At 65.7% G+C, this 23,325-nt stretch carries 24 protein-coding genes; 10 read left to right on the top strand and 14 right to left on the bottom strand.

What is annotated here, in order from left to right; translation table 11 throughout:
• Positions 1-69: 69 nt before the first annotated feature.
• The gene (locus ACFDR6_RS17795; RefSeq protein ID WP_317242497.1) at positions 70-612 is read right to left on the bottom strand and encodes a transglycosylase SLT domain-containing protein; all 543 of its coding nucleotides are present in this window, start codon (positions 610-612) and stop codon (positions 70-72) included.
• 253 nt (positions 613-865) lie between these two features.
• Between ACFDR6_RS17795 and ACFDR6_RS17800 the strand changes: the two genes are divergently transcribed.
• Positions 866-1,066, top strand: a complete 201-nt coding sequence (locus ACFDR6_RS17800; RefSeq protein ID WP_212080565.1) for a hypothetical protein — start codon at positions 866-868, stop codon at positions 1,064-1,066.
• Positions 1,067-1,298: 232 nt separating this feature from the next.
• Complete coding sequence (locus ACFDR6_RS17805) at positions 1,299-1,835, top strand: PRC-barrel domain-containing protein (protein ID WP_212080566.1); 537 nt, start codon at positions 1,299-1,301, stop codon at positions 1,833-1,835.
• Positions 1,836-1,944: 109 nt separating this feature from the next.
• Here ACFDR6_RS17805 and ACFDR6_RS17810 read toward each other — a convergent pair whose 3' ends face one another.
• From ACFDR6_RS17810 to ACFDR6_RS17840, 7 genes are all read right to left on the bottom strand, one after another.
• Complete coding sequence (locus ACFDR6_RS17810; RefSeq protein WP_212080567.1) at positions 1,945-2,775, bottom strand: ABC transporter permease; 831 nt, start codon at positions 2,773-2,775, stop codon at positions 1,945-1,947.
• The gene (locus ACFDR6_RS17815; RefSeq protein ID WP_375859010.1) at positions 2,772-4,034 is read right to left on the bottom strand and encodes an ABC transporter permease; all 1,263 of its coding nucleotides are present in this window, start codon (positions 4,032-4,034) and stop codon (positions 2,772-2,774) included. Before ACFDR6_RS17815 ends, ACFDR6_RS17810 begins: the two co-directional genes overlap by 4 nt.
• A gap of 25 nt (positions 4,035-4,059) precedes the next feature.
• A complete protein-coding gene (locus ACFDR6_RS17820; RefSeq protein ID WP_375859129.1) occupies positions 4,060-5,118 on the bottom strand; it encodes an ABC transporter substrate-binding protein in 1,059 nt (352 codons plus the stop codon).
• A 79-nt stretch (positions 5,119-5,197) separates the two neighbouring features.
• Complete coding sequence (locus tag ACFDR6_RS17825; RefSeq protein ID WP_317242500.1) at positions 5,198-6,307, bottom strand: ABC transporter ATP-binding protein; 1,110 nt, start codon at positions 6,305-6,307, stop codon at positions 5,198-5,200.
• Between the two features lie 127 nt (positions 6,308-6,434).
• Entirely contained in the window at positions 6,435-7,997 is a 1,563-nt protein-coding gene (locus ACFDR6_RS17830) for a DUF4403 family protein (protein ID WP_375859011.1), read from the bottom strand.
• Positions 7,998-8,126: 129 nt separating this feature from the next.
• Complete coding sequence (locus tag ACFDR6_RS17835) at positions 8,127-8,777, bottom strand: Vgb family protein (protein ID WP_317242502.1); 651 nt, start codon at positions 8,775-8,777, stop codon at positions 8,127-8,129.
• A 36-nt stretch (positions 8,778-8,813) separates the two neighbouring features.
• A complete protein-coding gene (locus tag ACFDR6_RS17840; RefSeq protein WP_375859012.1) occupies positions 8,814-10,034 on the bottom strand; it encodes a helix-turn-helix domain-containing protein in 1,221 nt (406 codons plus the stop codon).
• 156 nt (positions 10,035-10,190) lie between these two features.
• On the opposite strand from ACFDR6_RS17840, the gene ACFDR6_RS17845 reads away from it, so the two are divergent.
• Together ACFDR6_RS17845 and ACFDR6_RS17850 are read left to right on the top strand one after the other, a co-directional pair.
• Positions 10,191-10,982: a DUF899 domain-containing protein gene (locus ACFDR6_RS17845; protein WP_375859013.1), complete on the top strand. Its 792-nt coding sequence runs from the start codon at positions 10,191-10,193 to the stop codon at positions 10,980-10,982.
• On the top strand, positions 10,979-11,242 hold the full coding sequence (locus ACFDR6_RS17850; protein ID WP_375859014.1) for a hypothetical protein: 264 nt from the start codon (positions 10,979-10,981) through the stop codon (positions 11,240-11,242). The genes ACFDR6_RS17845 and ACFDR6_RS17850 overlap by 4 nt, the downstream gene beginning before the upstream one ends.
• Before the next feature lie 116 nt (positions 11,243-11,358).
• Here the strand turns inward: ACFDR6_RS17850 and ACFDR6_RS17855 are convergent, their stop codons facing one another.
• The 3 genes from ACFDR6_RS17855 to ACFDR6_RS17865 all read right to left on the bottom strand — a co-directional run bounded on the left by ACFDR6_RS17855 (position 11,359) and on the right by ACFDR6_RS17865 (position 13,135).
• A complete protein-coding gene (locus ACFDR6_RS17855) occupies positions 11,359-11,691 on the bottom strand; it encodes a GIY-YIG nuclease family protein (protein WP_317242505.1) in 333 nt (110 codons plus the stop codon).
• A gap of 200 nt (positions 11,692-11,891) precedes the next feature.
• The gene (locus ACFDR6_RS17860) at positions 11,892-12,308 is read right to left on the bottom strand and encodes a c-type cytochrome (RefSeq protein ID WP_375859015.1); all 417 of its coding nucleotides are present in this window, start codon (positions 12,306-12,308) and stop codon (positions 11,892-11,894) included.
• 110 nt (positions 12,309-12,418) lie between these two features.
• Complete coding sequence (locus tag ACFDR6_RS17865; protein WP_375859016.1) at positions 12,419-13,135, bottom strand: L,D-transpeptidase; 717 nt, start codon at positions 13,133-13,135, stop codon at positions 12,419-12,421.
• 273 nt (positions 13,136-13,408) lie between these two features.
• On the opposite strand from ACFDR6_RS17865, the gene ACFDR6_RS17870 reads away from it, so the two are divergent.
• From ACFDR6_RS17870 to ACFDR6_RS17880, 3 genes are all read left to right on the top strand, one after another.
• A complete protein-coding gene (locus ACFDR6_RS17870) occupies positions 13,409-14,461 on the top strand; it encodes a glycosyltransferase family 4 protein (RefSeq protein WP_375859017.1) in 1,053 nt (350 codons plus the stop codon).
• A gap of 34 nt (positions 14,462-14,495) precedes the next feature.
• Positions 14,496-15,185 (top strand): class I SAM-dependent methyltransferase, encoded by a 690-nt coding sequence (locus tag ACFDR6_RS17875; protein WP_212080578.1) that lies wholly within the window; start codon positions 14,496-14,498, stop codon positions 15,183-15,185.
• A 126-nt stretch (positions 15,186-15,311) separates the two neighbouring features.
• Positions 15,312-15,971, top strand: coding sequence for a hypothetical protein (locus tag ACFDR6_RS17880; RefSeq protein WP_375859019.1), 660 nt, complete (start codon positions 15,312-15,314; stop codon positions 15,969-15,971).
• A 149-nt stretch (positions 15,972-16,120) separates the two neighbouring features.
• Here ACFDR6_RS17880 and ACFDR6_RS17885 read toward each other — a convergent pair whose 3' ends face one another.
• Entirely contained in the window at positions 16,121-17,785 is a 1,665-nt protein-coding gene (locus tag ACFDR6_RS17885; protein ID WP_375859020.1) for an aminotransferase class III-fold pyridoxal phosphate-dependent enzyme, read from the bottom strand.
• Between the two features lie 35 nt (positions 17,786-17,820).
• Between ACFDR6_RS17885 and asd the strand changes: the two genes are divergently transcribed.
• A complete protein-coding gene (gene asd, locus ACFDR6_RS17890; RefSeq protein WP_375859021.1) occupies positions 17,821-18,684 on the top strand; it encodes an archaetidylserine decarboxylase in 864 nt (287 codons plus the stop codon).
• A gap of 66 nt (positions 18,685-18,750) precedes the next feature.
• The gene (locus ACFDR6_RS17895; protein ID WP_375859022.1) at positions 18,751-19,320 is read left to right on the top strand and encodes an NUDIX hydrolase; all 570 of its coding nucleotides are present in this window, start codon (positions 18,751-18,753) and stop codon (positions 19,318-19,320) included.
• Between the two features lie 202 nt (positions 19,321-19,522).
• On the opposite strand, the gene ACFDR6_RS17900 is transcribed toward ACFDR6_RS17895, so the two are convergent.
• Complete coding sequence (locus ACFDR6_RS17900) at positions 19,523-20,941, bottom strand: FecR domain-containing protein (RefSeq protein WP_375859130.1); 1,419 nt, start codon at positions 20,939-20,941, stop codon at positions 19,523-19,525.
• Positions 20,942-21,242: 301 nt separating this feature from the next.
• Positions 21,243-22,025 (bottom strand): DUF2147 domain-containing protein, encoded by a 783-nt coding sequence (locus tag ACFDR6_RS17905; RefSeq protein WP_317242514.1) that lies wholly within the window; start codon positions 22,023-22,025, stop codon positions 21,243-21,245.
• 195 nt (positions 22,026-22,220) lie between these two features.
• On the opposite strand from ACFDR6_RS17905, the gene ACFDR6_RS17910 reads away from it, so the two are divergent.
• The gene (locus tag ACFDR6_RS17910) at positions 22,221-23,075 is read left to right on the top strand and encodes a DUF2147 domain-containing protein (protein WP_375859023.1); all 855 of its coding nucleotides are present in this window, start codon (positions 22,221-22,223) and stop codon (positions 23,073-23,075) included.
• The last annotated feature ends 250 nt before the right edge of the window (positions 23,076-23,325 follow it).

The raw sequence follows: 23,325 nt of genomic DNA on the forward strand, positions 1-23,325 counted from the left end.
CGAAAGCGCCAGCCCCGGAATCTCGAGATTCCGGGTTCGGTCCTGCGGACCGCCCCGGAATGACGTCGGTTAGTGGGGAACCTGCGCCCGCGCATTGCGGACGCGTTGCGCCAGCTTGCGCTGCGGCGGTGCGCCGAACATCGGCTGCGGGTTGCCGTTGGGCTCCAGCCAAGCCTGCGCGTTCGTCTCGAAGCTGGCCTGCTGCAGCGTCTCCTGCCGCTGCCGCTTGGCTGCGTAGTAATAGCCGCCTGCGAAATAACGCACGGCCCGGGCGTGGTCGCCATTGGCGGCGCGGTAGGCGCCGGCGAGGTATTTCACGGCATAGGTGAGGTTGGTGTTGGGATCGCGCAGGCCGGCTGCATCGCCGGTGTAGCCGACCCCGCGGGCGGTCGCGAGCTTGATCTGCATCATCCCGATGGTGCCGCCGCGGCCGACGAGATGGGGCTGATAGCGGCTCTCGCGCATGATCACGCGGTGCACCAGCGCTTCCGGCACGCCGTTGGCGCGGGCATGGGCCGCGACCATCTCGGCATACTCGGCCTGGCCGGCAAATGCGGCCTGCGGCAATGTCAGTCCGGCCGCGAGCAGTGCGGCAATGCGTAAAATTTTCATCAGATATCCCAGAGGTCGTTGGAAGTGACCTGCACCGGTTGCCGTTAGGCCCCCGGAACGCGGCGATGATGTGACCAAACGCCGCCATCGTCCGATTTTGCGGTGCCGAGCCGCCATTACGACCCAAAGCCGGCGCAAGAGGCCTCCAAGCGGAAGCTTCGGGGCCGACGACCCCACTCGCGGCAGCACGCCTGTCTATTCGCGCGTGCCGGCGAAAGCGAGTAGGAAGATGCTGCAAATCGGGAGAGGTGCCATGACAAAAGCAATCCTCAGCGACATCCCCAGGCAAAACCCCTGCGCCCAATGCGGCACGCCGATTGCGCAGCCCGACTGGATCGAGCCGGGCGAAGGCCGCGTGTCCTACCTCTGGACCTGCCACGCCTGCAACTATCGCTTCGAGGCGGTGGCGATCTTCGACGAGGTGGCCGTCGAGCACCCGCCGCTCGCGGCCTGAGGTGCTTCATAGGGCATGATCGCCGCGCAAATGCGTGCGGTTCTGTCGCGAAGAAGAACCGCGTCACACTTGCGCTATCGCCGCAAAGCCGTGCGCCGCAAAATGTTCCTGGGTAACGCAGGAACATGCCTCGCGTGCTCGCGCGTTACGCGACGAAATTGCGGCGCGCACGGAACTGCGCTTCATCAGCGCGGTTTTCTCCCCACGAGTTTTCGATGAAGGAGAGGACAACATGATGAAGTCGATCGTCGCCGGCCTTGCCGGCACAGCACTGCTCACCACCGTTGCGTTCGCGCAAGCGCCGACCGCCACCACCGACAAGGCGGCGCCTGCGGCCACGACCTCCACGTCCACCACCGCCACCACTACTGCGAGCGGGCAGTGGCGTACGTCCAAGATGGACGGCCTCAAGGTCTACAACGAAGCCAACGAGAACATCGGCACGATCAATGATCTGCTGATGGACAAGAACGGCGACATCAAGATCGCAGTGATCGGCGTCGGCGGCTTCCTCGGCATGGGCGAGCATCTCGTCGCGGTGCCGTATGAGAAGCTGAAGTTCGTCAACGAGGCCGTGGCCTATACCGGTGCCGGCACGAACCCGGGCGCCAAGCCCGCCGCGAGCACGACGACGGGCGCTGCGACCGGTACCGACAGGCCTGCTGCGACTGCGACGTCGACCACGTCGAAATGGTACCCGGACCACGCCGTGTTCAATGCGAGCAAGGACGAGCTGAAGAACATGCCGGAGTTCAAGTACTCGGAGTAATGCGGCTCGCCTAACCACCTGAACGAAGCGCGCCCGGTTTTCACCGGGCGCGCTGTCGTGTCGTTTTCTGACCTCTCCCCGCAGGCGGCGAGAGGGAGAAGGAAGCCGTTCAGCCGCCGCCACCCTTGAGCCGTTCGTTGCGTCGGCGCAGGCCTTCCATGGTGGCGAGGAGGATGATCGAGACCGTCGTCAGGATCACCGCCGCTGCCGTGATGGTCGGGCTGATGTTCTCGCGGATGCCGCTGAACATCTCGCGCGGCAGGGTGCGCTGCTCGGGGCCTGCCATGAACAGCACGATGACCACCTCGTCGAAGCTGGTCGCGAAGGCGAACAGCGCACCCGATGCGAGGCCGGGCAGGATCAGCGGCAGGATCACGCGGCGGAACGCATACAGCGGCGAGGCGCCGAGCGAGGCGGCGGCGCGCGCCAGATTGGTGTCGAAGCTTTGCAGCGTCGCGCCGACCGTGATCACCACGAAGGGCGTCGCCAGCGCGGTGTGGGCCAGGATCAGGCCGAGATAACTGCCGGTGAGGCCAATCGGCGCGAAGAAGAAATACAGGCCGACCGCGGTGATGACACCGGGCACCACCACCGGCGACAGCACGAAAGCCAGCACGAGCGGCTTGAAACGGCTCTTCCACTGCGCCAGCCCCAGCGCGGCCAGCGTGCCGAGCACCATGGACAGCGCCGTCGAGGCGACGCCGATGATCAGGCTGTTTTTCAGCGCATTCATCCAGCGCGGCGACGTGATGAAGTCGTCGTACCAGCGCAAGGACAGGCCGGGCAGCGGATAGGTGAGGTAGGAGCCCGAACTGAAGGACAGCGGCATGATCGCCAGGATCGGCGCGATCAGGAAGATGAACACCAGCGTGGAGACAACAATGGTCCCGGTCCACGCGATGCGCTGGCTGGTCGTGCGCAAGGAGGAATTGTCGCTCAATTCTTCATGCCTCCGGTGACCTGCTGGCCCTGCACCAGCTTGCCATAGACGAGTGCCAGCAAAAGGGTGGCCAGCAGCAGCACCGCGCCCAACGCCGAAGCGAGGCCCCAGTTGGCGGTCTCGGTCGTGTACAGCGCGATGAAGTAGCTGATCATCTGATCGGCGGCGCCGCCGACGAGAGCCGGTGTGATGTAGTAGCCGAGCGCCAGGATGAAGACGAGCAGGCTTCCCGCACTGACGCCGGGCAGCGTTTGCGGCAGGTAGATCCGCAGAAAGGCCGTGACGGGCGCCGCACCGAGCGAGGCGGCGGCCCGCATGTAAGCGGGCGAGATCGCCTTCATGCTGCTGTACAGCGGCAGGATCATGAAGGGCAGGAGAACGTGGGTCATCGCCACGCAGACGCCGAAGCGGTTGTAGATCAGGCGCAGCGGCTCGTCGATGACGCCAAGCCAGTGCAGGCTGTCGTTCACGACGCCCTTGCTCTGCAACAGCACGATCCACGCGCAGGTACGGACCAGAAGCGAGGTCCAGAACGGCAGCAGCACGAAGATCATCAGGAGGTTCGACCGCCCCGGCGGCAGCGTCGCCAGCAGGTAGGCGACCGGGAAGCCGAGGATCAGGCAGAGGACGGTGACGCTGAGGCTGATGAGGAAGGTGCGAGCGAACAGGCTGCGGTAGATCGCCTGGTCGGGTGGAGCGGCGACGACCGCGCCGTCCACGTTCCGTGTCAGGTCGAGCGCCGCCAGAAGGTAGAAGCCCGTGATGGGGCCGCCGGCGTCCTTGATCGTCGTCCAGGTCGCGCGTTCGCGCCAGGCTGGATTGATCTTGCCCAGCGTCTCCCTGGCCGTGCCGGGCTCGGGCATCGCCTTCAGATTGCGCGCGGTGCTGGTCAGGATCGTGCGAAAACCGTTCAGCGCGTAGTTCAGCCGCTTGGCCGCAATCGCAATGGTGCCGGATGCGCGAGCCGCCTGGATGTCGCTTGCCAGCGCTGCGTAGGCCGCTTCGTCCGGCAGGTCCTTGCCGTCCCAACTGGCGAGGGCCGCGATAGTTCGAGGCAGAACCTGACGCACCTCGCGGTCGTCGACCGAGCGCCACAGCATGCCGGCGATGGGCCCGGCGAAGGTGAAGAGCAGGAAGACGAGGAGCGGCGCTACCAGCGCCAATGCCTTGACCTGGCGCGTTCGCTCAGCGCGCCGCAATCGGCGCTTGAGCGGCACCTCGGTCGACGCATTGGCGCCGGTCAGCAGCGCATCCGTCATGGGGCGAGCCTTGCCGATGCGCTGTTTATTTCGCCGCCCATTTGTTGAAGCGCTCGGTCAGGCGGTCGATGTTCTCGAGCCAGAAGGCAACGTTGATCTCGACCGCGTTCTTGATGTTGTCGGGCGCCGTCGGCAGGTCCTTCAGAACGGCGGGGGCGAGCCTGCCGGCTGCGTCCTTGTTCGAAGTGCCATAGGCGATGTTCTCCGACAGTTTTGACTGGTTCTCCGCCTTGCCGACGAAATCCAGGAACTTGTAAGCGGCATCCTTGTTCGGGCTGCCCTTCAGGATGACCCAGCTGTCGAGGGTGAACAGCGCCCCGTCCCACACCATGCCGAAGTTCTTCTTCTCGTTCTTGTTCGCGGTGTCGATACGGCCATTGTAGACCGAGGTCATCGCCACCTCGCCGGAGGCGAGCAGTTGCGGCGGCTGGGCGCCGGCCTTCCACCAGACGATGTCGCCCTTGATGCTGTCCAGCTTCTTGAAGGCGCGCTCGATGCCCTCGTCGGTCGCGAGCACCTTGTAGACGTCCTTCGGCGCGACACCGTCGGCCATCAGCGCGATCTCCAGCGTGGTCTTGGGGCCCTGACGCAGGGCGCGCTTGCCCGGAATCTTCTTGGTGTCGAAGAAATCGGCCCAGCCGCTGGGGGCTTCCTTCAGCTTGTCCTTGTCGTAGCCGAGAACGAAATCGTAGAGGATGGCGCCGACGCCGCAGGGATTGACGGACGGCAGGATATAGGCCGCCTCGCCGCCGATCTTGGAATAGTCCAGCTTCTCGAACAGGCCTTCCTCGCAGCCGACCGCGAGCTCGTCGCTCTCGACCTGGACGACGTCCCAGGTGGCGGCGCCGCCCTGCACTTTGGCGCGCAACACGCCGACCCCGCCGTCCCAGGACTCGTCGTTCATGGCAATTCCGGCCGCCTTCTTGAAGGGCTCGAAGTAAACCTTCTTCTGTGCATCCTGATAGGCGCCGCCCCACGACACGACGGTGAGGTCACGCGCCTGCGCGACGCTCGCGAGCGCAGCGCCGGCACTGAACGCCGCGGCGAAACCCAGAGCAATCCGGACAATCTTGCACTTCAGCATGGTCTTGGTTCCTTTCATGTCAGTTGCGTCGAGGTTGATTGCTTCAGGTCGGCTTGCGCTGGCGAAATCCTGCAGTGGGTCAGACGGGATCGAGGGCCAGGCAGTCCTCGGGGCGGAAGGCGATGAACACGCTTTCACCGTGTCTCAGGTTGTCATGCGCGCCTGGCTGAAGCTTGACCATGAACTCCCCGTTGCCGGCGACATCGAGCACGGCCAGCACATGGTCGCCGAGATAGATCGCGCTCTGCACCTTGGCCGGCAGCCGGTTCGGTCCGTCGCTGGAGGTGCCGTCGGAGACAATGGAGATCCGCTCCGGCCGTACCGACAGCGAGGTCGATGCGCCCGCGCCCGATATGTTGACCGCGCGTGCGGTCACGGTGCCGCCGCCCGCCAGCGCGACGCGGCAATAATCCTTGTCGACCGTCTCGACGGTGCCGGCCAGAACGTTGTTCTCGCCGATGAAATGGGCGACGAAGCTGTTGACCGGATGCTCATACAGCGCGTCGGGCCTGTCGATCTGCTGCACGACGCCGTCATTGAACACGGCGATGCGGTCCGACATGGTGAGCGCTTCGCTCTGATCGTGGGTGACGTAGACCACCGTGATGCCCATCCTCTCGTGCAGTTGCTTGATCTCGAGCTGCATCTGCTCGCGCAGCCGCTTGTCCAGCGCGCCCAGAGGCTCGTCCATCAGCACGAGCTGCGGATTGAAGACCAGCGCACGGGCCAGCGCCACGCGCTGCTGCTGACCGCCGGACAGTTGTCCGGGCCGCCGGTGCGCCAGGGCTTCCATCTTGATCATGCGCAACGCCGATTTGACGCGCTCCTGCGCTTCCGCCTTGCCCGTCTTGCGAACGGAGAGCGGGAAGGCGATATTCTCCGCGATCGTCAGGTGCGGAAACAAGGCATAGTTCTGGAATACCATGCCGATGTCGCGCTTGTGCGGCGGCATGTTCTTGATCGGCCGGTCCGCGAGGTAGATCTCGCCGTGGGTCGGAACCTCGAAGCCGGCCAGCATCATCAGCGTTGTCGTCTTGCCCGAGCCCGACGGCCCGAGCAGGGTGACGAACTCGCCCTTCCTGATGTCGAGATCGAGGTTCTTCACCACGAGGTGCTCGCCATCGTAGGTCTTCTGAATGCCGGAAAAGCGCACCAGTGCCGGCGCGGGCGTGACCATGCCGGCTTCCATGTTGTCCTCGGCTTGCCTCTACGATGCTGTCAACACCTCGTTCGAGGTTGCGAGCAACAGCTTAGCACCCTGCGATGAGAATGCCAGCGGCGCAAGCGATGAAGGCGTAGGCGGACCCGCGCTATATCTAAGGCAGCTTCGTCACCGACACGTTCAGCGTGCCGCCGGCTTCCGCGACCACGCGTAGCGTCTTGGAATCGAAGGCGATGTCGGCAAGCGTCAGGCTGTCGATCCTGGCGTCGACCTTGAGGCCGTCCTCGCTCTTCTGGTAGTCCGCGATCGCGGCGGCGATCTTCTCGCGCGCGTTGGCGGCGATCGGCTTCAGATCGAGCGTCGCCTTCTGCAGCAGCGCCTGCTGCATTTGCGGCACGACGGCGCGCGCAGCGGCGCCCAACAGGCCAAAGGCGGCTTCCGATTCCACCGCGAGCTGGATGTCGGTGAGCCGGAGCGTCTGCTGCGCCTGGTCGAGCACCGGCCGGCCCCAGATGTGCACGGTCGCCTCGGCGCCGAGGCCGAGCCAGCTCTTCTTTTCCTTGGCGCGCACCAGAAGCGAGATCAGCAGGCGCTCGCCCGACGGGATCACGTTGGCGCTCTTGACGGTGACGTCGACCGGACCCGAGCCGTCCTCGGGATAGGTGCGGCCGACCATCTGCGCCGTGATCAGCTTGTTGATCTCGGTGAACGGCACGTCGATGGGAACGCCGATGTTCACGCCGGTGCCGGTCGGCGGCACGATCGAGATCTTGTCGGGGAACGGACAGTCCGGCTTGGTCGGCGTCGAGGTGACGCGCGTCTCCGCTTCCAGGCCCATCAGCAGCGTCACGGCCTGCGCGTCGACGCGCGGCTGGGCGGCGATGGCGCGGATCGGCTTCATCTCCAGCCAGAGCGGCGGAAGCCCGGCCGAAGAGCCCGAGCCCTGCAGCGGGATCGAGCGGCACGCCTTGGCCCATTGCAGCTTCGCATTCTCGCGCAGGCTCGGATCGTTGCGGATGCGTTCGGAGACGGCATTGATCTGCTCGCCGACATTCTTGTCGATCAGCGGCTTGACCTGCGCCGGTACGTTGACCTTGGCGCCCGAGACGTTGAGGTTGGTATCGCCGAGATTGACCTGGGCGCCGAGATTGGGCTCGAGGTGCCAGTTGGCCGCGAGCTTCGGACGCGAGGTGACGACCACGTTGCCCTTGATCTCCGCGCTCGCGTTCAGATTCTTGATGTTGACGGCGCCGATCCGTTTCGCGGCGTCACCGCCGAGCACGCTGCCGAGCGCGTCGCCAAGCGCACCTGTGGCTTTCGAGGACAGCGAGCCCGTCACGTTCAGCTTGCCGCTGAGCGGCGTCGAGATCGTCAGCACGTCCTTGTCACCGGCCGCTGCCATCGGCCCACGCACCGCGGTCCAGCCGATGTCGGCATTCTCCAGGATCTGCGAGATCGGGTTGTCGGCCTTGCCGGCGAAGTTACGTGGTGCGGCCTTTTCGGCTTGCTCGCGGATCGCCGATATCGCGATGGCGACCGGGGCGATCACGATCGAGCTCTTCGTGACCGGTGGCAGCGGCGGCAATTGCGCCACCGGCGGCGCCGAATTCGTCGCGCGCGGCGAAAGCAAGTCCATCGCCTTCAAGCTGATGAAGAACGACGCCGCGAGCACCGCGACGGCGATCAGGATGGTCTTCAGATTCAACGTCAGTCGCATCAATCCCCCAAGCCGCCCGTTGGGGATTTTACAGGGCGGGCGAGGAGGGCGCTAGAGCGCACCGGTGGGGTGGAATTGGGGCGAACAGGTTAACGGCTGCAAACCCACGTTGCCCCCCATTTCAAGCCATCATCCGCCGGCCTGACCGCGCTTCGGACGGCGGATTGCCCGAACATTGCCGCGACCGCCGCCGCCGCAGAAAAACTGGTCGGCACCATCGGACTCCAGCCCGGATACGCCCGTGCCGGCGGGCAAGTCGAGCTGCTCGAGCACCTTGCCCGTCTCGGGGTCGATCCGCCTGATGTCGCTCTCTTCGTTCTCCCAGGTGCCGTGCCAGAGCTCGCCGTCGACCCAGGTCACGCCGGTCACGAAGCGCTTGCTCTCGATGGTGCGGAGGACCTTGCCCGTCTCCGGATCGATCTGGTGAATCTTGCGCTCGCGATACTGGCCGACCCAGAGCGAGCCCTCGGCCCAGGCCAATCCGGAATCCCCGCCGGCGCCAGGCGAGGGGATCGTGCCGAGCACCTTGCCGGTGGCGGCGTCGATCTTCTGGATGCGGTCCTCGGCGATCTGGAACAGGTGCCGGCCGTCGAACGCCGTTCCCGCATGCGCGGCGACATCGATGGAGCGCGCGATTTTGCCGTCAGCCGGATCGACCGCGTTCAACTTGTCGCCGGACGCGAACCAGACATGCTTGCCGTCATAGGTGACGCCATGCACGGCTTCGACGCCTGCAAACGGCCCGTATTCCCTGACGATTTCGGCGGCTGAACGCTTCATGTGCGCGATCCCTCGTGGATGTGAACTTATCTCATCCTACGTGTTCAGGAGTGGGCCGGGGAGTAACAAGCCTGTCGGGAAACCCGGGACGGGCGGGGTCAACCAGCGCCGCGCCCGTCCATGTCCGAAGCACTGCACCTTGTTCGATCGCGCCAGCTCTTCGAGCGCGCGCTGGACCGTCCGCGCGCTCGTGCCTAGCGCCAGTGCGAGAGCCGAGCTCGACCACGGCTCGCCGTCGGAGAGGAAGGCGAGGACGGTGGCGTGCTTCTCCTCGACCGGCCGTGCCAGCACGAGAACGTCGCGCGTCTTGTGCGGTGTCAGCGCAAAGCCTTGCTTCGTTGCGCTGACATCCGCCAGCGGCCTGAGCTTCGCCCGCAGCCGTCCGATCTCGACCCGCAGCCGGGCGCGATGCGATTCGTCGGCGTGCCTGGCGTGAAACGCCGCGGTCATCAGCGCTTCCCGGGACACGTCCGCAGGCCAGGCCTGCGCCAGGTGGCGCGCAAGCGCGAACAGCACCGGCCGCGTTCCGAGCGGCACGACGATGCCATTCCTGCGAACGCTGTGATGGAAGGTGTCCACTACAAGCGCCTTGGACCGCGCCAGCGCTTCGACCTGGCCCAGCAACAGGGGATGCTCCCTGCCGCGCGTGATCAGGCGCGCCGCGGGCGTGTCGAGCACGAGGTTGGCGCCTTCGACCTCGGATGCGAGCGCAGCGATGCCGGCGAGGCGCGCCGCACGGGCCGCACGGTCGAGCGCTGCGCGCGCATCCTTCGTTCTGAGCCGCCTGATGGCAATGCCGGCGACCACGAGCTCGCGTACGACCTGCGAGGCCGGCGGCAGCGGAGAGGTGACGACCTCGGCCAGTGCATCCTCGGCTTCGTCGTGGCGTCCCAGGAGAAGCAGGCGGCGTGCCTCGACGTGGCCCGCATGGGCGGCATTGACGAGATCACCGTGCTTCTCGAGCGTCGCGCGCGCCGCCGCGAGCGTTCTCACCGGCCAGTTCAGCTCGCGCGAGACGAGCGCGATCTCTGCCTCGGCCACGATGCACCTTGCGCGCGCCACCGCCTCGCTCGGACCGAAGGCACGCGCGGCGCCGCGCAGCAGAGACTTCGCCTTCGCGAGATCGCCGAGCTGCGCCATTGCGATGCCGCGCAGTGCGAGCGACGGCGCATCGTTCCGCAGGGCGACGCGATTCAGCGCGCCGAGCGGATCGCCGGCCTCCAATGCCCGTGCGGCGGCCGTGATCAGCGACTCCATGTCAATCCCGTCACACTTGTTACTCCCACCGCGCAACCGCGAGATGCCAGAAATCGTTGACGGCCGAAGATGTGCGGTGAGTGGGCGCGGGTGGTTCCGCGTCCGCCACGGCGCGGCAAGGAACGGCGGCCGAAGCAAGAGATCTGGAGAGCCATCATGACATCAGTTCAAAACACAGGGGCGAGCGGACAGCCCGCCATGCAGACACCGCCGGTGGTGTCGCCGCAGGACTGGGAGGCGGCCCGTCAGCAACTGCTCGTGAAGGAAAAGGCGCATACCCGTGCCCGCGACGCCCTGGCGGCCGAGCGCCGGCGCATGCCGTGGATGGAAGTAACCAAAACCTATGCGTTCGAGGGGCCCGGCGGCAAGCTCAGTCTGCCCGACCTGTTCCAGGGACGGCGGCAGCTGATCGTCTACCGCGCCTTCTTCGAGCCCGGCGTGTTCGGCTGGCCCGATCACGCCTGCCGGGGTTGCTCCATGGTGGCCGACCAGGTCGCCCATGTCGCGCATTTGAACGCCCGCGACACCACGCTCGTGTTCGCATCGCGCGCACCGCAGCCCGATATCGTCAAACTGAAGCAGCGGATGGGCTGGACCATGCCGTGGGTCACCGTCACCGACAGTTTCGATGCCGATTTCGGCGTCGACGAATGGCACGGGACGAACGTGTTCTACCGCGACGGGACGCGCATCTTCCGCACCTATTTCGTCAAGAGCCGCGGCGACGAGCAGATGGGCGGCACCTGGAACTATCTCGACATCACGCCGCTCGGCCGCCAGGAGGTCTGGGAGGATTCGCCGCCAGGCTATCCGCAGACACCGACTTACAAATGGTGGAACTGGCACGACAGCTACGCGGAAGGCGCGGCGCCGGACCAGAAGTGGGTCGAGATCTCGGATGCCGGCGAGAAGGCTTTTCGCGAGGAGGCGGCGGGAGAACGGAAATGACTCCCGCTGTGAGCACGGCCACCGGCCGCGATGATGGCGTCGCCGCCGTGCGCCACCTCGCCAGATGGCTTGCGCTGGCGGCCACGCCGACCTTCGCGATCATGGCGCTGCTGACGGCCGTGCTCGGCGACGGAGCGGCAGACATGCTGTGCGTCACCGGGCATGGTTCTCCGCTCGGCGGGATGGTGCCGATGTATCTCCTGATGAGCGCGTTTCATTCGGCGGCATGGCTGAGGTGGATCGCGGAGCGGCGGGAATAGGCAGCATCCGCCGGAGTGACCGCCTCGTCCTTCGAGACGCGCGCAAGGGCGCGCTCCTCAGGATGAGGCTAACCGGCAGTCGTGCCGCAGCCAAAGCGTTACCGCACACTCTGCCCTCATCCTGAGGAGCCCGCCGCAGGCGGGCGTCTCGAAGGATGATGTGATCCGCGCTTTGCCAACTCATGCAGCTCGGCAAAATCGTCACGCATGAAGGCTTCCTTCTTGGCGCGGCTCCATTTTTTGAGCTTGCGCTCGCATTCGATCGCGTCGGTGATACGATCGAACCATTGCGAGAATATCAAAGTCACAGGGCGGCGCGACTTCGTGTAGCCATCGAACGTGCCGGCGTTGTGCTGCGCGATTCGGATCTCGAGTTCGGTGCGCGTCGTGCCGATGTAGTAGCTGCCGTCGGCGCATCTGAGAATGTAGAGCCATGCGCCTTCGGTCATCGTGAACGCCTCGTCCTTCGAGACGACCGCTTCGCGGTCTCCTCAGGATGAGGCTATCCGACAGTCCCACCTTGGCGCAAGAGCTTCGGATGGATTGGCAGTCGCGCACTCCGCTCCTCAACCTGAGGGCCCGCCATAGGCGGGCGTCTCGAAGGATGCGCCACAATCTCCGACACCTCACGAAAGCAGCCGTGGCGTTGTCACTGCGAAGCCGCCTGCAGATACGCCACCACCTTCGCCGCTTCCTCCGTCGAGATGCCGCCATAGGGCTGCATCTTGTGGCCGGACACGACTTCGTCGGGCTTGACCAGGAAGCGGGTGAGCTTGTCCTGGTCCCAGTCGAAGCCCGCCTCTTTCATCGAGGACGAATAATTGTAATTCGGCAGCGAGCCGGCCTTGCGTCCGACGATCTTGTTGAGGTTGGGCCCGAGGCGGTTGTCGCCTTCCTTCACGGAATGGCACGTGCGGCAGGAATTGTTGAAGGCCTGGTGGGCTGCGTCGCCGCTCGCGGGCTGCTGCGCGAACGATGAGGCCGCGGACAGCAGCAGCGTCAGGACTCCGGCGCCGGCGACCGCGCGCAGCCATGGATACGGCGAGGATTGCAGGCGTGGTTGCATTTGCGCCTCCATCGAGATCGCGCCGCAGCAAAGCGCGCGTCGACATGTCGAGGGCAAACGAATCCGGCCCCGGTGGGTTCCGGGGCCGCTCGCGTCAGAATGTCCTGTGCTCAGCGCGTTGCGCCGCCGAGTTCCGCCCTGCGCTCCGTCATCGGCAGCACGATCACCTTGGTGCCGACGTTGACGCGGGAATAGAGGTCGGTGACGTCCTCATTGGTCATGCGAATGCAACCGGAGGAGACGCGCTTGCCGATGGTCTCGGGCGCATTGGTGCCGTGAATGCGGTAGATGGTGCCGCCGAGATACATGGCGCGGGCGCCGAGGGGATTGCCCGGGCCGCCGGCCATGTGGCGCGGCAGATAGGGCTGGCGGGCGATCATCTCGGGCGGCGGGGTCCAGGCCGGCCACTCGGCCTTGCGGCTCACCGACTGGATGCCGGACCAGGTGAAGCCGTCGCGGCCGACGCCGATGCCGTAGCGCAGCGCCTGGCCGTTGCCGAGCACGTAATAGAGATAGGTGTTGGGCGTATCGATGATGATGGTGCCCGGCGCCTCGCGCGTCGCGTAGGAAACGGTCTGGCGGCGGAAGCGGGCCGGCATCTCGACCGCGTCCTGATCCTCGGACGGCTCAGTCTGGTAGCTCGGCGCCTGATAGGGGTGATAGGGCTGGAACGGCTGCGGCGCGGCCATCGGCGGCAGCGGCTGGAAAAACGGGAAGATCTGCACCGGCGCGGCGTTGGCGGCGCCTGCGAACGCGATTGCGGAGATTGCCACTGCACCGAACGCAGCGGCGCGCGAATAGGTCTTGAACGTATCCAGATTGAACATTTGATCGCCCCTGTTTGCTCGGTGTCGTTGATCACCGCGGCACCGTTCGGTGCTCCGTTGCGTCAATCACTAACGGCGAAACGTTTCGGGACATTTGCGCGGAAAACCGAAAACGGTTTCATGGCGGCAAGGATTGTTTCATGACAGTTTCGTGGCCGCGGGGGTGCGTTAACGAACAAAACGGCCCGCCGACACTTCCATGACGTCACACGCCTGAAATATCCTTCGCTGATGGTCGATGCCTGAGAATCATCAAACTCTCGGGATTTTCCCATGCGGGTATTAATCGCGACTGACGCCTGGCATCCGCAGGTCAACGGTGTGGTGCGGACGCTGACCTCGCTGGCGAACGCGGCCAAGGCCCTCGATGTCGAGATCGACTTCCTCACGCCGGACGGCTTTCCGTCCTGGCCGCTGCCGACCTATCCGGGCTTGCGCTTCGCGTTGCCGAGCAGCAAAGAGATCGCACGGCGGATCGAGAGCGCGGCGCCGGAAGCCCTGCACATCGCAACCGAAGGCCCGATCGGCTGGGCCGCACGCGCCTATTGCCGGCGCAACCGGCTTGCCTTCACCACCTCCTACACCACGCGTTTTCCGGAATATGTCTCGGTGCGGACCGGCATCCCCGCGAGCGTCGGCTATGCCGTGCTGCGCCACTTCCATGACGCCGCCGCCATGACCATGGTGGCGACGCCTTCGCTGCGGCAGGAGTTGTCCGAGCGCGGCTTCAAGCGGCTCGGCTTCTGGACCCGCGGCGTCAACACCGAGCTGTTCCATCCCGACGCTCCGGCTCAACTCGACCTGCCGCGCCCGATCTTCATGACGATGGGGCGCGTGGCGGTTGAGAAGAATCTCGAAGCGTTCCTCTCGCTCGACCTGCCCGGCACCAAGGTCGTCGTCGGCGACGGTCCGCAGAAGGCGGCGCTGGAAAAGAAATACGCCGACGCGGTCTTCCTCGGCGAGAAGAAGGGCGCGGACCTCACCGCGCATCTCGCCGCCGCCAACGCGTTCGTGTTTCCGAGCCTGACCGATACGTTCGGCGTGGTGCAGCTCGAGGCGCTCGCCTGCGGCACGCCGGTTGCGGCGTTTCCGGTGACGGGTCCGAAAGACGTCATCGCCGATCATCCCATCGGCGCGATCGACCACGATTTGCGCACTGCGTGCCTGCGCGCGCTCACCATGTCGCGCGAGACCTGCCGCAACTTCGCGCTGGAGCGCTCCTGGGAGAACAGCGCGCGGCAGTTCGTCGGCAATCTCACCTCACTTCAGCCCAGCCGCGCCTTGCGCGCCTCGCCTCGGATGGCGCGGCGGCCGGTGCGCGGTTGACCTCTCCATTTTGACCACAGCGAGAACCTCACCGATGGCTAAGATCATGAACCTCGACGGCACCCGGCAGCTCGACCTCACCCGTGGCACGGTCGAGCAGGCCTATGACCGCTGGGCGCCGGTCTACGACCTCGTGTTTGGGGGCGTGTTCGCCAAGGGCCGGCAGGCTGCGATTGCGGCCACCAACAAGATCGGCGGCCGTGTGCTCGAGGTCGGCGTCGGCACCGGCATCTCGCTGCCGCTCTACGCCCCGCACCTGCGCATCTTCGGCACCGACATTTCGGAAGCAATGCTGGACAAGGCGCGCCAGCGCGTCGCCGAGGGCGGGCTGAAGAACGTCGAGGGCCTCGCGGTGATGGATGCCGAGAAGCTGGAATTCTCAGACAATTCCTTCGACGTCGTGATGGCGCAATATGTCGTCACCGCGGTGCCGAATCCCGAAAAGGCGCTCGACGAGTTCGCCCGCGTGCTGCGCCCGGGCGGCGAGCTGATCATCCTCACCCGCGTCAGCGCGGATGCCGGCATGCGCCGCTTCATCGAGCAGAAGCTGCAGCCGGTGGTGCGTCCGCTCGGCTTCCGCACCGCCGAGTTCGCCTGGTCGCGTTATGCGAAGTGGCTGGCCGGTGCGCACGGCATCGAGCTCGCCGAGCGCCGTTTGATTCCGCCGCTCGGTCATTTCTCGCTGGTGCGCTTCCGCAAGGTCGACGTCGCCAAGGCGGCGTGACCTGAAGCCGGCGCGTCGCGTGCGTCATCGCGCCGCTGCACGTCGTCACATGACACAATGATGATGTCACACGGCCTACATCGAATCCCTGTAAATCCCGGACCCGAAAGCATTTTGGGGGAGAGCATGATCAAGAATTATCTCGAGCAGCTGCGGATCCAGCGCTGGGACGACCATCGCTACTATCACCACAGCCGCATCAATCAGAGCCTGCACTTCGTCAGCGCGCTGAGCTTTCTCTTCGCCTATGTCTGGCTGTTCATCGATCCCGTGGTCTCCGCGCTGGTCGGCTGGCTGGTCTCGATGACCTCGCGCCAGGCCGGTCACTTCTTCTTCGAGCCGCACACCTACGATCACGTCAACCAGGCGACGCACGAATACAAGGAAGAGATCAAGGTCGGCTACAATCTTCAGCGCAAGGTGGTGCTGATGGCGATCTGGGCGCTCTCGCCGCTGGTGCTGGTCGTCGATCCGACCTTGTTCGGCCTGTTCACGCCCTGGGCGAGCGCGACCGACTTCATGCGGCAGGTTGCCAAGATCTGGCTCGTGGTCGGCGGCGGCGGTCTGCTGTTCCGCACGGTGCACCTCTTCTTCATCCGCGACGTCGAGACCGGCCTCGTCTGGATGACCAAGATCCTGACGGACCCGTTCCACGATCTGATGCTCTATCGCAAGGCTCCGCTGGCGCTGATGCGCGGCGAGCTGATGGACCCCGGCCTGCACCTCAATCCCGAGCACACGCTGGGCCTGATCGGCGAGCCCACGCTCGAAGAGCAGCACGCCTGAGCGCGCTGGTCTCACCAAGCATTCCGATGTTGATCGGCTACGTCATGCCCGGCTTCGCGCCGGGCATCCACGTCTTATCCAGGTCTTGGGGGGCTCCTTCGCCTCCCCGCGCGCGCCCCGGAATGACGGTGGTGAGAAGACGAAGAACCTCAGCGCCCGAAGCGCTTGGCCAGCATCTCTTTCAAGATCTGCCGCTTGATGTTCTTGTTGGTGAGCACGCCGTCGTGCCACCAGAAGCCGTCGGCCTTCATCTTTTCGGCAGCACGGACGAAGCGTTCGGCAACCTCGGTGAAGTCGGCGTCGGTGTAGTTGAGGCTGAAGATCAGCCGGCCGGTGCCGACCCAGCTCAGCGCGAGGCCCTCTGCGCGAAGGTAATATTGCAGCATCCAATTGTAGCGGGACGGGGTGGTGTATTTCACCGTCCAGATCGTCGAGAAATTGGCGAACCGCACCGGCAGCTCGGCGTCGGTCATCATCTGGTTGAGTTTTTGGACGCGGCCGTTCCAGGTCTCCTCGAGACCGTCATAGACCGCGCGAAAATTCGGACTTGCCAGCCGGCTCAAGAACTCGTCCATCGCCGTCATGACGTAGGGGTGCGAGTTAAAGGTGCCGCGGGCAAAGCAGATGTCGGCGGGACGATCGTCGCGGAAACGGCGCATCAGCTCGCGTCTGCCGCAGACCACGCCGACCGGCAGGCCGCCGGCGAGGCTCTTGCCGTAGGTCACCATGTCGGCCTTGACGCCGAAATATTCCTGGGCGCCACCGGCGGCGAGGCGGAAGCCGACGAACACTTCGTCGAAGATCAGCACGATGCCGCGCTCGGTGCAGACTTGGCGAAGCTTCTTCAGCCATTCGGTGTAGGCCGCACGATCGAAGTTGCCGCCGCGGGAGGAATCGACCAGCGAGGAATCGCCGGACGCGTTGGCATTGGGATGCAGGCCCTGCAGCGGGTTGACCAGCACGCAGGCGATGTCTTTGCGCGTGCGCAGGACATGCAGCGTCTTCTCCGACATCTCCGCGAGGGTGTAGGTCTCGTGCGCGGCAATGGGGTTACCGACGCCGGGCTGCACGTCGCCCCACCAGCCGTGATAGGCTCCCGCAAATCGCACAAGATGGCTGCGCCTGGTGTGGTAGCGCGCCAGCCGCACCGCCTGCATCACGGCCTCGGTGCCGGACATGTGGAAGGACACCTCGTCGAGTCCCGAGATCTGGCGGAGCCGCGCCACGTTGTCGAGAATGACGGGATGGTAGGGGCCGAGCACGGGGCCGAGCGCATGCGCGCGCTTCTCCGCGCCCTCGATGCACTCCTTGTAGAAGTCGTTGCCGAAGATGTTGACGCCGTAGGATCCCGTGAGATCGTACGAGGTGTTGCCGTCGACATCAGTGACGGTGACACCGCGCGAGGATTCCACGAAGGTCGAGGTGCCCAGATGCTCGCGGACGAGGCGCGAGAACTGGAACGGCACCCGGTAGCTTTCGGTGAAGTTGAGATCGGAGATCGTCTCGGCCGCCTCCTTCGTCATCGCGCGGCCCTTGGGGTAGCGCTCGGCGTAGAGGCGTGCAAGGCGGAAGAAGGCGTCCTTGCGCTGCGCCACGATGTTCGCCGGCGCGCCGTCGCAGCCGAAATATTTGTCGCCTTCGAATTCGTAGAACGGCAGCAGCTTTGCCACCCGGCGCGACATCTTGGAGTGCCCGGCGAGCGAGCGATGCTTGGCGCGGGACAGTTCGACCCGCGCCTTGATTTTCGGGAGGACGGCGGCAGCGGACGCTGCGGCGGCCACGGACATCGAGAGAATCGGGAGTGTCGTTTCCATGTCAACAAGCGCTAATACTGTGAGCTAACAGATTCATGACAGTCAAAGCCCTCATCGCCTCTTTCACCCAGCAGGAAGACCTCAACTTCCTGTTGACCAACCGCATCCCCCGCGCCGCGCTGACCCGATTCATGGGCTGGTTCTCCAAGATCGAGAACCCGCTCGTGCGGGACTTCTCGATCGCGCTGTGGAAGCTGTTCTCCGATCTCGACCTGTCGGAGGCGCGCAAGACTCATTTCAGGAGCCTGCACGACTGCTTCACCCGGGAGCTGAAGCCGGGCCTGCGGCCGTTTGATCCGGACCCCTCGGTCGTCGCCAGCCCCTCGGACGGCATCGTTGGCGCCCATGGCCGGATCGCCGACACCGAGCTGTTCCAGGTCAAGGGCGCGCCCTATTCGCTGCTCGACCTCGTCGGCGATGCCGCGCTGGTGGACCAGCACCGCAATGGCTCCTTCGTCACGCTGCGGCTGACCTCGAGCATGTATCACCGCTTCCATGCCCCCTACGACGCGCATATCGAGCGGGTCTCGCTGATCCATGGCGATGTCTGGAACGTCAACCCGATCGCGCTGAAGCGCGTCGAGCGGCTGTTCTGCAAGAACGAGCGCGCGGTGATCCGCACGCATCTTTCGACCGGCGAAGCCGTGACGCTGGTACCGGTCGCCGCAATCCTGGTCGCGAGCATCCGCCTGCACTTCCTCGATATGGTGCTGAACGCCCAGACGCGCGGCCCGGTCAACTTTCCCTGCGACGTCAGCGTGACCAAGGGCGAGGAGCTCGGCTGGTTCGAGCACGGCTCGACCATCATCATCCTGGCGCCCGGCGATTTCGCCTTCTGCGACGGTATCGCCGAGGGCACGCGCATTCGTGCAGGTCAGGCTCTGTTGAAGAGAAAGTAGCCTTCAATCCGCCGTGCCCGCGGCCTATATCGTCAGCGGGATCGATTCTGGACGACGGATCTTGTGATGGCGCGGGCGCCGGTGATGGCGGCGGGTGGTATTGTGCTGCGGCGGGGCGCTGAGCCGCTGATCGCTATCGTGCGCCAGCGCAAGCGCAACGAATGGGTTCTGCCCAAGGGCAAGCTCGACGACGGCGAGACGCCGAAGGAAGCTGCGCATCGCGAGGTGCTGGAGGAGACCGGCCACGACGTCGCCGTGCACGAATTCCTCGGCACCCTCGTGTACCAATCCGGCGGGCGCTCGAAGGTCGTGCATTTCTGGCGCATGGAGGCCGAGGGCGGCCCGGTCCGCAAGCTGATGAACGACATCAAGGCGGTCGAGTGGTTGAAGCTCGACGATGCGATCGCGCGGCTGTCGCGCGAATATGAACGCGTGTTTCTCACGCAAATCGGCCCGATCGCGCTCGCGGCTGCGGGGCTGGTGGCTGCATCGGCGCCGGAGCCCGTGCCAATGGCGGCCCCTGACGATCTCGATGCAGCCTTGCAGACGCTGACGCCGGCTGAGGCGGCCTCGGTCGACGAGCTGCGGCACGGTCTGTTGCAAAAGGTGAAGGCCTGGCTCCGCGGCGAGGCGTGAGCCCGCGCTTGCTGGTCAAATCGGCATCTGCAGGTTGGTGTAGCCGCGGTAACCCAGCTCCTTCCAAGTCGTCATTGCGAGCGGAGCGAAGCAATCCAGAATCTTTCCGCGGAGGAACACTGGATTGCTTCGCCGCGCCCGCAATGGCGGAGGAGGGCGCTCCTTTGGCGCTATCGCGCGGATGCGGCGGCCGCGCCGAGGATCATCGCCGCTCCCTGTCCTTCGGAGTGGGCGGCGGCTTGCGCGGCGCGGCAGGACGTTGCGCGCCAGGGAGGTGTTGCTGGAATCCGCCGGGGCGCTGCAGGCCTGGCTGTTGAGCTGCAGGTGGCTGCCCCGGCTGCATGCCGGTGCGTGGCAGCTGCGGCTGCGGGCTGGGCAGCGGCGTCACCCCCGGCTGCGGCGTAGCTCCGCCAGGCTGAATTTGCCCGCCGCGTTGCGGTTGGGTTTGCGGCGTGCCGTTCGGCAAGGGGCCTCGTCCGGGGCGCGCTGGACGCCCCACGCCTTGCTGCGGGCCCGGCTGCCTCTCGCCGCGCTCCTCTTGACCTCGCGGCCGTTGACCCTGACCCGCGCGCGGGTTGCCCGGCTGCATTGTGCCACCTTGTTGTCCCTGTCCCTGCCGGTGCGGCGGCTGGGCGCCTTGACGGCCCGGCGTGCCCGGTTGCTGCTGACCCGGACGGTTGTTCAGGCCGGGCTGGCCGTTCGGCCGCAATTGCTGCTGCTGCGGCGGCTGGGCGGGCCGCGGAATGCGGCTGAGCGCGGTCGGATTGGCGCGGCGGAAGTCGCGCTGCTCGATGACGATCTGGCGGCCCGTGGTTTGCGCCAGATGCACCTGGCCGACGAAGCCGCGGTCGCGCGCGATCTGCTGCGGCGCAATCGTGATCGGTACCGCGGCGAAGCGCATGATCCCGGCAGCGGCTGCGCCAGGCCGGATCGCAAAGCCGCTCGATGCCTGCGTCAGCGCGCCGAGCCGCGTGCCGCTGGTGCGGTCGTCGACGTCGATGTGACCGACGCGGCCGTCGGCGTCGGGATACAGCTTGATGTTGACGTTGCGCTTGCTGCTCGCTGCCGCGCCTTCAGGCACGTCGACGACGCCGGTGGTGCCGCGGATGCCGAGCGTCGCCGTCGGCGTCGTGATCTTCATGTTGCCGGTCTTTGCCACCGCCGCCGCGACGAAGGCGACCGTGCCCTTGCCGACGTCGAAGATCCCGGAGTTCTGCTTGCCGCCGTCCTCATAGACGTAATTGTCGATGGTAATCCTGGCGCTGGCCGAAAGGTTGAACGTGGTCGCGTCGTTGAAGGTGATGCCGAGCGAGGAGTTCGACGACGTCTGCACGACGTCGTTGAGATAGATGTCGTCGCGCACGCGCAGCGGATAGGAATTCTTGTCGCGGATCACGGTCGCGATTCCCGTGACGGTCGCGACGTTGCCGATCGGCTCGATGGCGGTGGATTGTGCGTCCGGCGCGGGGGTGGGGGAAGCCAATGGTGTCGGGGAGGACTCGGGTGTCGGCTGCGCTTGTGGCTGCGGCTGCGCAAGCTCCATCGCGTCGGATGCCACGCTGTTGCCCACCAGCGGCAAGGCCAGAGCAAACGAGAGGACGAAGCGGCGCCAGGCCACCAATGCAGTCACGAGGATGTCCCGGTGAGAAATGCGAGGCGAGATGGGGCGATATCAGCCGGATCAGGCTGAATGGCGGATGAACATATGTGGCAGGAGGGAGTGTTCAAGGCCAGGCGAGGCTAGCGAGGAGGGGGTGAATGTCTCCACGCCGTCATGGACGGTTTGTCCCGGCCATCCACGCCTTGTTTTGCGGCACCAAGAACGTGGATGCCCGGGACATCTAGCGCGAAGACCCGCTTCGCGCTTCTGCCCGGGCATGACGAAGATTTGCGAGCATGTTGGAGATGACGCGCTCCGCTGGTCAGCTCACGCGCTTCCAGGTCTGGCCGCCGCAGAACATGCCGCCGAAGGCGCAGCCCTGCACGCGCATCGCATTCGGGCCCTTCATGGCGATCGTGGAGTCGTAATTGCGGCCGGAGTCGGGATCGTGGATCCGGCCGCTCCACTTCGAGCCCTGGGGCTTCATGTTGATCAGGATGCGCGCGTTGGTCTTCTCGGCATAGCCGCAGAGATTGGCGCCGCACTGCTCGACGCGGACGTTGCCCTTGTTCTCTTCGGTCGCCCAGACGCCGATCGGCGAGTTTGGCGCGGCCACGGGCGCAGCGGCCGCCGGAGCCGGAGCAGGCGCGGGAGCAACCGCGATTGGCGCGGGTGCAGGAGCAGGAACCGCAGCCGGTGCGGGCTGCGTCGCGTTGTCGAAGCTGGCGGACGGCGCGGCCGTTGCGGTCGTCACGGGCGCGGCGGGAGCTGCAGGTGCAGTCGCCTGGACCGGCGCCTGCTGCACGGGCTGCTGCTGCAGCGGAGCCGGCGCGGGCTGGGCGGTCGTGGGGGGAGCCGGCGTGGTGTCGACGTCGTCGTCCTTGGAGCCGCCGAGACCCTTGAGGTTGATGTTGTTCAGCTTGATCGGCTTGTCCGACAGGCCCGGCGCGACGATGGTCACGCAGTTGAGCGAGGCGCAGTTGCGCGGCGTCTCGATGCGGATGTGCTGGCCCTCGATCTGGAACGAGATCGAATTGCCGCCGGCATGGGCCGCGGCGGTCGAAGCGAGGAACAGCGCGGTGGCGGCGATGGTGAGCTTGTTCATGACAACCTCCGAAAATTGCGTGGCCCCGATATGGACCGGAGTCGCTGGTGGATGAAGCGTGGTTCGACCCTACGCCTCGCCGCTCAGCCTCTCTGTGATGGACGTCACAAGGGGCGCCAGCGCCTGGGTGAGGCGGCGCACATTCAGCCGGGGCTCATTCCGTCTAACCTTGCCGCGACACGACAGGAGGCGCCGATGACCCGGCTTGTGACTTCGCTTGGCACATTGATCGCGTTGATGGCGGTCGTGCCCGCGGCCGAGGCCGGCTCCTATTCCTTCTCGATCGGCGGCCACCGCCTCCGCGTCGAGTCGCCCAGGAGTTGCCGATCCGCGTCCTGCGTTTCAATTTCCTCCAATCGCAGCCTTCGGCCGACGGAGGATGTCGCCACCAGGCCCCTTCCGGCGCCGGCGTCCGCGCCGGTCGTCCAGGCGCCGCAGTCGGCCTATCCAATTCCTCCCGTCCGGCTGCCACAGGCGGCCGTCGTCGCGGCACCGTCGGTAGCTCCAGTCCCCGTTCTTGCCGCGACGACGTCGCAGCCGGTTGTGCCGCCGCCCGCGCCGCCGCGGATCGAGTTGCCCCGCGTCGATCCGCCGAAGACTATTGCGCTCGATCCGCCGCGCATGGAGCCGCCGGTCGTTGCGCCGAGGCCCGAGATCGAGCAGACGGCACCGGTCGCACAGCGCAGCGACGACGCGCCGGCCTCTTCGCCGCTCGGCGAATGGGAAAGCCCGGGTGCCAAGGGCACGGTCCGGATCGAACGCTGTGGAGCTGCATTGTGCGGTTTCGCGCTCACCAAGGCGTCGAACAGGGGTGAGAGCGTGCTCGTCAACATGAAGCCGAAAACGCACGACGTCTGGACCGGCAGCATCTACAGTCATTCCAGCGGCAGCACCTATTTCGGAACGATGACGCTGAAGAGCTCCGGCACACTTCATGTCGAGGCCTGCGCGATCGGCCGCTTCTGGTGCTCGGGCAACGACTGGAGGCGGGTCGAGGCGCCGCGCGAGCAACTGGTCACGACATCGCGGCAGTGGGGCGCAAGATCGTAACTCGTTGCGATGGCCCGTCTTCGACGCGCTCGATGAGTCTAGATCATGCCGAGCACGATGGCGCCGACGAAGGCCATGGCGAGGTACGCGGTGACAACGCTCAGTCTCCCGGCGAACGTCATGAGGTCCCTCCCTCAATGCGCGCTGGCTGACGCGCGACCTCATGGTTAACAGAAAGTGTCTGTCCGAAAAAGTCAGCCTTGCTGTCGCTCGGTTCTGACGAGGCTTCGGCGCGCGCCAGCCGGCATGG

Source organism: Bradyrhizobium tunisiense (genome assembly GCF_042263385.1).
GTDB lineage: Bacteria > Pseudomonadota > Alphaproteobacteria > Rhizobiales > Xanthobacteraceae > Bradyrhizobium > Bradyrhizobium tunisiense.